The sequence below is a fragment of the Desulfobulbus rhabdoformis genome (assembly GCF_016919065.1).
GTDB lineage: Bacteria > Desulfobacterota > Desulfobulbia > Desulfobulbales > Desulfobulbaceae > Desulfobulbus > Desulfobulbus rhabdoformis.
Genome location: NZ_JAFFQA010000104.1, coordinates 1 through 2,325, shown reverse-complemented (window position 1 = coordinate 2,325; position 2,325 = coordinate 1). Strand labels below are relative to the sequence as shown.

Below are 2,325 nucleotides of genomic sequence, written 5' to 3'. Positions count from 1 at the left end.
GTGCCAAGTACAATTCAAAATTCGATTCCTTTTTCGAGGAGTATGAACAAAACGCAAAGCAGCAGAGAGCATCACGCCCAAAAAGGATCCGGCGGGTTAAATAATGCCATAAGTAGCGGATGCACCCCATGAGGAGCCGGATGAATTGAGAGGTTCACGTCCGGATCTGTGAGGGCCTGGGGGTGCGATTCCCCTGGGCTACTCGACTACGTAACTCCGAGAATTAGAGATTTTCTGCTATGGCACAACCAGCATAACGGGCACTGGTATCGTGAAGAAAATTTGGCAGTAATATGATTTTTGGTGGTGTTACCCGGAGGAAGGGGAGCACGAGCATGTTTTTATAAATATGCCATATATATCTAATTTTATAGTATATTTAGAACAGGGATAAGGCTGGCTATAAGGTGAGGAATCCGTTGAGGGATACTCATGTCAGTCTTCCGGATAATTACTGGTTGTGCAAACCCATAATAAAGGCCGTTCTTCTTTGCCAGCCAACGCGGATAGATATCAAGAGCGAAAATAGCAAATACAGATGCCACTATAAAACCAAGAGAGAATGAGAAAATTTGATTATGGACAATCTCGCTGAGTACATTTCTGGTGCTATTGGGCTCTCTGTTGGCGGTGTTCTCGGCTTTCTTTGTCGTGCCATTGTCGAACATCGCCTCGCGATTGACCGAATCAAAGAAAATATAAGACTTACCGAGTTCAATAAATCCGCTTCCGAGTTTCGGTGTTCTTTCACCGATGAAATAAGGATAGTTGAAGAGAGCACTATCGAAACCGACTTTAGTGATATTTTCAACAAAGGGTATGTTCGGCATTACAACGCCATCATTCGTTTTCAGGCTTACCTCAGCGAAAGAGACAGAGCAGAGATAAAAAAAGCATGGGATAATCATTGCTATCCGCAAGGACTTGATGGTTACGAGAGACATCTTCCCTCTGCTAAATTTCTTCATTATGACCACTCCCAAGGAATAGAAGTTGTAGATGGAAAACCAAGGATCTCGGAAGAACATGAAAAATCGTTCCGTAGAGCGAAGAATCTTGTGATGAAAAACTTGGATTCAATTTTAACCTTTGCAAAATTCAAATGATTTCACAACAATCGGCTTCACCAGACGCAAAAAACGCGCCGGTGAGCCGAGCGTTATATGAAGAAAAAGGAGATTGAGAAATCAAACGTATTTTTATAGTGTTAGGGACAATTTTGTGCGTCTTGTTCGTCATTTCAATGATTTCTCAAGGCGATCCATGGCTCCCTATAATGTTCTTATTGGGTGGTAGTATCGGTATCCCAATGGCTATTGAATATCCATGTCCATCTTTAACAAAAATTCTAATAATTCTAGGTCTGGTGATTTCCTTACTTGCTGTTATTTATGGGTTTATTAAATTAAGAAAAATCCATGGCCAAATACTAGCGATAGCAGGCATTATTACTTGGCTACTTATAGGAACTATTTATGGTCTCGGGACAGGAACTTAAATATTTTTTGAAGACAAAAAATCATAAAAAATCAAATAAAAACAGCCAATAACGAATAAGGATAGATTGTGTGAGTGAGGCTCGAACGAACCACAATCTATCCGGGGTTGGACAAGCCCGGTCTCACAAAGGAAATAAATATTGCTCTGTAATATGCTGGAAGCACTACCAGGATGGTAGTGCTGAACGCAGGACGTAGGAATGCATTCGCCTGTATCAGGCGTTAAAAAACGGCTCGCTGTTCATAAAAGAGTTTTCCTCCCGTGTGCTTCTTGGCGGTGAAGCGGCGTCTCGCTTAAAGGTTACCCGGGGTGGCGATAGTCATTTCTAAATCCCACTATGCGCATCGGCTGATTGCAGCATGGGCAAGTAAACACTGGTCGGGGGCGAGGCGACTGTGGCCTGATAACGACGTGCAGGACCAACTGGACCAGCATACGGATTTTCTTGGCATTCCCGTGCAGAAATCCATATTCGCGCAGTCGCCTAAACCCGTTTGGCAGGATATGTTGAAGAAGCAGACGCAGAAACTCTTCCCCCCTAAGCGTCCTCTTCTGCATCGTTCCTGTAGCACTGTCCCGGTGAGCGTGATCTCGAAATACCAACGAGGAAATCCATATGAGGACACCCAATATCCAACGTTTCAAATATAAACTGCCTGCGATGAGCGCTGCTCTAATGGTATTGGCCGCACTTGCTCAGAGACGGTCCCAAGAATCCGGACCACCCCTTTGGCTAACCTATCCATCGTTCCTTCATCATGTTAAAGAAGAGGGATTATGAAAAAGCAAAAGAGAAAGCACACACCGGAATTCAAAGCCAGAATT

1 protein-coding gene and 1 pseudogene are annotated in these 2,325 nt (G+C 43.6%); one reads left to right on the top strand and one right to left on the bottom strand.

Annotated features, from left to right (window positions below; genetic code table 11):
• Positions 1-578: 578 nt before the first annotated feature.
• A complete protein-coding gene (locus JWJ90_RS22500) occupies positions 579-1,106 on the top strand; it encodes a hypothetical protein (protein WP_205229462.1) in 528 nt (175 codons plus the stop codon).
• 694 nt (positions 1,107-1,800) lie between these two features.
• On the opposite strand, the pseudogene JWJ90_RS24075 reads toward JWJ90_RS22500, so the two are convergent.
• Positions 1,801-2,148, bottom strand: a pseudogene (locus tag JWJ90_RS24075) (transposase); the annotation flags it as partial.
• Between the last annotated feature and the right edge of the window lie 177 nt (positions 2,149-2,325).